At 72.3% G+C, this 6,189-nt stretch carries 6 protein-coding genes; 5 read left to right on the forward strand and 1 reads right to left on the reverse strand.

The window, feature by feature from the left end:
- A partial coding sequence (locus tag AC2W7J_RS14510) for a DEAD/DEAH box helicase (RefSeq protein WP_485983245.1) occupies window positions 1-1,979 on the forward strand: 1,979 nt, incomplete at its 5' end.
- 28 nt (window positions 1,980-2,007) lie between these two features.
- On the opposite strand, the gene AC2W7J_RS14515 is transcribed toward AC2W7J_RS14510, so the two are convergent.
- Window positions 2,008-2,943, reverse strand: coding sequence for a 5'-3' exonuclease (locus tag AC2W7J_RS14515; RefSeq protein WP_421008298.1), 936 nt, complete (start codon window positions 2,941-2,943; stop codon window positions 2,008-2,010).
- A gap of 35 nt (window positions 2,944-2,978) precedes the next feature.
- Between AC2W7J_RS14515 and AC2W7J_RS14520 the strand changes: the two genes are divergently transcribed.
- The 4 genes from AC2W7J_RS14520 to AC2W7J_RS14535 all read left to right on the forward strand — a co-directional run.
- Window positions 2,979-3,401: an Lrp/AsnC family transcriptional regulator gene (locus AC2W7J_RS14520; protein WP_255183421.1), complete on the forward strand. Its 423-nt coding sequence runs from the start codon at window positions 2,979-2,981 to the stop codon at window positions 3,399-3,401.
- Window positions 3,392-4,978 carry an apolipoprotein N-acyltransferase gene (gene lnt, locus AC2W7J_RS14525; RefSeq protein ID WP_485983248.1) on the forward strand — a complete coding sequence of 529 codons (1,587 nt, stop codon included), beginning with the start codon at window positions 3,392-3,394 and terminating at the stop codon, window positions 4,976-4,978. The genes AC2W7J_RS14520 and lnt overlap by 10 nt, the downstream gene beginning before the upstream one ends.
- Window positions 4,971-5,759 (forward strand): polyprenol monophosphomannose synthase, encoded by a 789-nt coding sequence (locus AC2W7J_RS14530; RefSeq protein WP_485983250.1) that lies wholly within the window; start codon window positions 4,971-4,973, stop codon window positions 5,757-5,759. The genes lnt and AC2W7J_RS14530 overlap by 8 nt, the downstream gene beginning before the upstream one ends.
- Before the next feature lie 53 nt (window positions 5,760-5,812).
- The coding region (locus tag AC2W7J_RS14535) for an FxsA family protein (RefSeq protein ID WP_485983252.1) at window positions 5,813-6,189 on the forward strand (377 nt) is incomplete at its 3' end.

Raw genomic sequence — 6,189 nt, forward strand, 5'->3', positions numbered from 1 at the left:
GGCGGCGCGGCGGCCAGGGGCCGCGCGGTGGGGGAGGTGGCCGCTTCGGCGGTGCCGCCTCCCGGACCGAGGTCATCCGCGAGCTCGACCGCGACGGCCTGCTGCCCGCTATCACCTTCATCTTCAGCCGGGCCGGGTGCGAGGGCGCGGTCGGTCAGCTCCTGGCCAACGACCTGCGCCTGGTCTCCGAGCGCGAGGGCGAGCTCAACCGTCGCACCGTCGAGGAGCGCGCCTCCGTCCTGGAGGGCGAGGACCTCGACGTGCTCGGCTACCACCAGTTCGTCGAGGGCATCTCGCGCGGCTTCGCCGCCCACCACGCCGGGATGCTGCCGCTCTTCCGCGAGATCGTCGAAGAGCTCTTCACCGCGGGTCGCATCCGAGCCGTCTTCGCCACCGAGACCCTCGCCCTGGGCATCAACATGCCGGCGCGCACCGTGGTGCTGGAGAAGCTCGTGAAGTTCAACGGCGAGTCGCACGTCGAGATCACCCCCGCCGAGTACACGCAGCTGACCGGCCGTGCGGGGCGCAGGGGCATCGACGTCGAGGGTCACGCCCTCGTCGTGTGGTCCCGTGGGCTCGACCCGATGTCGGTCGCCGGTCTCGCGTCGACCCGGACCTACCCCCTTCGCTCCAGCTTCCGGCCGACCTACAACATGGCCGTCAACCTCGTCGCCCAGGTGGGCCGCCAGACAGCCCGTGAGGTGCTCGAGACCTCCTTCGCCCAGTTCCAGGCCGACCGGGCGGTCGTCGGGCTGGCGTCGAAGGTGCGCGAGCAGCAGGAGTCGCTCGACGCCTATGCCGAGGCCATGCACTGCCACCTGGGCGACTTCCGCGAGTACGCCGCGCTGCGACGGCGCATCTCCGACGTCGAGAAGGAGAGCTCGCGCAAGCGCAATGCCAACCGGCGCGCCGAGATCGCCGTCTCCCTCGAGGCCCTGTCCGTCGGCGACATCATCCGCATCGGCGGCCGTCGCTCGGGCATCGCGATCGTCGTCGCGCCGCCGCGCTCCTACAAGGGCGAGCTGTCCGCGCCGACCGTGCTCACCGAGCACAAGCAGATCCGCCGCCTCACCGCAGCGGACCTCGACGGGCCGGTCACCCCCTTCGGCCGGCTGGCGGTGCCCCGCGGCTTCAACCCCAAGTCGGTCAAGCAGCGCTCCGACCTCGCCGCGACCCTGCGGGCCAAGGCACCGCACGAGGACGCGCCGAGCGTGCAGAGCCACGCGGTCCAGAGTGCGAAGGGGGAGGACGAGCGCCTCGAGCAGCTGCGCCGCGAGCTGAAGTCGCACCCCTGCCACCAGTGCCCGGAGCGCGAGGACCACGCCCGGTGGGCTGCCCGCTGGTGGAAGCTCAAGCGCGAGACCTCGGCCCTGCAGCGCAAGGTCGAGCACCGCACCAACTCCGTGGCGCAGACCTTCGAGCGGATCTGCGTGGTCTTGAGCCAGATGGGATATCTCGGCGAGGACGGCGAGACCGTCACCGACCTGGGCGGCCGGCTGCGCCGGCTCTACACCGAGAAGGACCTGCTTGCGGCCGAGTGCCTGCGCGGGGGAGCGTGGAAGCGGCTCGACCCGGCCGAGCTGGCCGCCGTCGTCTCGATGCTCATCCACGAGCCCCGGCACGACGACGACCCCTTCCCGCGGATGCCGACGGACAACGTCTCGGACGCGTGGCAGGACATGGTGCGCCGCTGGAGCGAGCTCGAGGACCTCGAGCAGGCCAATGCCCTGCCTCCGACCGGCGAGCCCGACGGAGGGCTCGCGTGGGCCGTGCACCGGTGGGCGAGCGGGCGCCGGCTCGACGAGGTGCTCTCCGGCTCGGACCTGACGGCGGGGGACTTCGTGCGCCGGTGCAAGCAGGTCGTCGACCTGCTCGACCAGGTCGCGGACGCCGCGCCCGAGCCGCACCTGCGTGGCGTGGCCCGCACCGCCGTCGACAAGGTCATGCGCGGGGTCGTCGCCGCCGACCGCCTGGACTGACCTCCCCTTCGCCCCCGGATGGGTGCGCTCAGCCGCGCAGGGCGGTCGCCACCCGGTCGAAGGGGGAGGTGAGCGCGTGGTCGACGGCCAGCCGGCTCATCGCGGCCGGGTCGGCGATGTCGCCGGGCAGGCGCAGGTCGACGTCGGGGATCGGCACGTCGTGGGCGACCCGCACGACGAGCGGAGCCACGTCGAGGTAGTCGCTCGCCGCCTCGAGGTTGGCCCGGCGCGCTCCCTTGATCCCGGGGTCGCCGGAGGCGACGGCCTCGCGCACGCCGGCCAGCGAGCCGTAGTCGCGGATGAGCGTCGCAGCGGTCTTGTCGCCGATGCCCTTGACCCCCGGCAGCCCGTCGCTCGTGTCGCCGCGAAGCGCCGCCATGTCGGCGTAGGCGTCACCTGAGGCGACGCCGTACTTGTCCTCGAGGAATGCCTGGGTGACGAGGTCGGGGTCGCGCACTCCGCCGCGTGCGGTGTAGACGACCCGGGTCGCGGAGGCGTCGTCGACGAGCTGGAAGAGGTCGCGGTCACCCGTGACGACGTCCACCGGCATCTGACCGCGGTGGGCCATCGCCAGGGTGCCGATGACGTCGTCGGCCTCGTAGCCGGCCGCGCCGATGCGGGCGATCCCGATGGCCGCGAGCGCCTCGGCGATGACGGGGACCTGCGGGGAGAGCTCGTCGGGGACCTCCTCGCCCTCGCCCGGGTCATCGGCGACCCGGTGCGCCTTGTAGGTCGGGATCGCGTCGACGCGCCACTGCGGGCGCCAGTCGTCGTCCCAGCAGGCGACGACGTGGGTCGGGCGGTAGCGGGTGACGAGGGTGGCGATCATGTCGAGGAAGCCGGCCACCGCATTGGTCGGGATGCCCGAGGGCGCGTCGGCGCGAGCGGGCACGCCGTAGAAGGCGCGGAAGTACAGCGAGGCGGAGTCGAGCAGGAGCAGGCGGGAGCGCGCCGAGTCGGACATGCTCCGACCCTACGGGTCTCGCTTATTGTTCATGCATGGAAGCGGCGGATCGACGCATCATCGAGCTCCTGCGCCAGGACGGGCGCACGAGCTACACCGACCTGGGCAAGGCCATCGGCCTGTCCACCTCCGCCGTGCACCAGCGGGTGCGGCGGCTCGAGGAGCGGGGAGTGATCACCGGCTACTCCGCGGTGGTCGACCCGGCCGCCGTCGGCACGCCCTTGACGGCCTTCATCTCGGTGACCCCGCTCGATCCCCGCGAGCCCGACGACATCCCCGACCGGCTGCGCGACATCCCGCAGATCGACGCGTGCTACTCCGTCGCCGGGGACGCCAACTACATGCTCCGGGTGCGCGTGGGCACCCCGCAGGACCTCGAGGAGCTCCTCGCGACGGTCCGCAACAAGGGCGGCGTGTCGACGCGCACGACCATCGTCCTGTCGACGCCGTGGGAGTGACGACCCGCCTGCCCCTGCGGCTCCTCCTCGCCCTCGTCGGTGGGCTGTGCCTGTGGCTGTCCTTCCCCGACCACGACCTCGCGCTCCTCGCGATCGTCGGCGTCGGCCTCGTCGGGGTCGCCATGTGGGATGTCAGCCCCCGCGCCGGTGCCCTGCTCGGCCTCGTCGCGGGGCTGGGCTGCTTCGTCCCCACGCTCAGCTGGTCGGGCATCTTCGTCGGCACCTTCCCCTGGATGGCCCTCGCCGTCACCGAGTCGCTCTACGTCGCCGGCATGGGTGCCGTCCTCGCCGCCGTGCAGCGCCCGTTGGTGCGGCGAGGACGCCTCCTGCCGGCCGCCCTGCTCGTCCCCGTGCTGTGGGTACTGCAGGAGTGGGTGCGCGGCACGCTGCCCTACGGCGGCTTCCCGTGGGCCCGCATCGCCTTCAGCCAGGCGGACACCCCCTTCGCCCGATGGGCAGCGATCGGTGGAGCGCCCCTCATCACGCTCGCCGTGGCTCTCGTGGCGGTCCCGCTGATCCTCGTCGTCGTCACCCGCCGCCCGCCGTGGGTGGCCCTGGGGCTGGCCGTCGCCGCCGTGGCCGGCGCCTTCGTCGTGACGGTGCCGACCGGTGGTGAGGCCACGGCACGCGTCGGCCTCGTGCAGGGCAACGTCCCACGGGCGGGACTGGATTTCAACGACGAGCGACGCAAGGTGCTCGACAACCACGTGGCCGGCACCGAGGCCCTCGCGGAGCGTCACGACGACCTCGACCTCGTCATCTGGCCGGAGAACTCCTCCGACATCGACCCGCTGCGCAATGCCGACGCCGCGGAGCAGGTGCAGCGCGCGCTCACGGCGGTCGACGTGCCGATCATCGTCGGGGCGATTCTCGACGAGCCCTCCCCGGCGGTGTCCAATGCCTCGCTCTACTACCGGCCCGGGGGAGGGGAGCCGGAGCGCTACGTCAAGCAGCACCCCGTCCCCTTCGCCGAGTACGTGCCGCACCGCGACTTCTACCGCCTCTTCAGCAGCAAGGTCGACCTCGTGCGCGTCGGCTTCGCGAAGGGGGACCGCAATGCCGCCTTCACCGTCCCCGGCCGCGAGGGTGACTTCTCCGCCGTGCCGACGATCTGCTTCGAGGTGGCCTACGACGGCCTCATGCGGTCGGCGGTCAAGGACGCGGAGGCGAAGGGAGATCCCAGCCTCCTCGTCGTCCAGACCAACAACGCGACCTTCGGCTACACCGCGGAGTCGACGCAGCAGTACGCGATCTCGCGCATCCGGGCGATCGAGCACGGCCGGAGCGTCGCCCACGTCTCGACCGTCGGGGTCTCCGGCTTCGTCAACCCCGACGGGAGCACCACGCCGGTTACCGAGCTCTTCACCGCCGCCCAGCCCGTCGACGACGTCGTCCTGCGCAGCGGGCTGACGCTCTCCGACCGCCTCGGCCCCTGGGTCGAGTGGGGCAGTGCCCTCGTCCTGCTGCTCGCGGTGGTCTGGCGCCTGCGCCGACGACCGACGGGTAGTGTCGGTGACGAGCCACGGAGCGACCAGAGCCCGACCGAGCAGACCGAGGAAGCCACCACCGGTGCCTGACACGCAGCATGCCCAGCGACCGCCGATCGAGCGGGTCGCGGTCCTCATCCCGACCTACAACGAGCGCGACAACCTGCCCCTGATCGTCGACCGCCTGCGGCGCGCCGTCCCGGCCGCCGACGTCGTCGTGCTCGACGACAACTCCCCGGACGGCACCGGTGACGTCGCCGACGCGATGGCCGCCGCAGACCCGCAGGTCTCGGTCATCCACCGCGAGGGCAAGCAGGGCCTGGGCGCGGCCTACCTGCAGGGCTTCCGGTGGGCGCTCGAGCAGGGCTACGACGCGATCGTCGAGATGGACGCCGACGGATCGCACCGCCCCGAGCACCTGCCCCGCATGCTCGAGGTCGCGGCCGACGCCGACCTCGTCATCGGCTCGCGCTACGTGCGCGGCGGCAAGATCGTCAACTGGCCGGTGGACCGCAAGGCGATCTCCATGGCCGGCAACATGTACATCAAGCTCGTCCTCGGTATGCCGGTCAACGACGCGACCGCGGGCTACCGCGTCTACCGCGCCGAGACCCTGCGGACCATCGGTCTCGACGAGGTGGAGAGCGCTGGCTACGTCTTCCAGACCGACCTGACGGTGCGCACGGTGCGCGCCGGGCTGCGGGTCGTCGAGGTGCCGATCACCTTCGTGGAGCGCGAGATCGGCGACTCGAAGATGGACGGTGACGTCGTGCGTGAGTCGATGGCCCGGATCACCGGCTGGGGCGTGGCCCACCGTCGCCAGCAGCTGCGTCGGCTCGTCGACCGGGAGCCCACGTGGCACCGGTTGTGATCTTCGGGTCGGGTCCCTCGGGGCCCGGCCCATCGCCCCGCCGTCGCCGTCGGGTGGCGTGGATCCCGCTGGCCCTCGTCCTGTGGCTGGTCGTCGAGATCGCCGCCGTCGTCGGTGTCGTGCAGCTCGTCGGCGTCTGGTGGACCCTGCTCGCCTTCGTGCTCCTGTCGGCCCTCGGCGTGTGGTTCCTCCGGCGCGAGGGGCGTCGGACGTGGGTGGCGCTGCGCGAGGCGCTGCGCAGCGGTCAGATGCCCTCGCGCGAGATCGCGGACGCCGCGCTCGTCTTCGTCGGGGGACTGCTGCTCACCCTGCCCGGCTTCGTCTCCGACGTCGTCGGTCTCGTCTTCGTCCTGCCCTTCACGCGGCCGGTGGCCCGGATCGGCCTCGAGGCCGTCGTCGCGCGACGCCTGCTCGCCGACGGCCACCGCGC

The sequence above is a fragment of the Janibacter sp. CFPM2_SD2 genome (assembly GCF_057364645.1).

What these genes read in the sequence shown, in the direction of transcription:
- AC2W7J_RS14515 (WP_421008298.1), bottom strand. Translation starts at nt 2,943, where the DNA reads ATGTCCGACTCGGCGCGCTCCCGCCTGCTCCTGCTCGACTCCGCCTCG.
- AC2W7J_RS14520 (WP_255183421.1), top strand. Translation starts at nt 2,979, where the DNA reads ATGGAAGCGGCGGATCGACGCATCATCGAGCTCCTGCGCCAGGACGGG.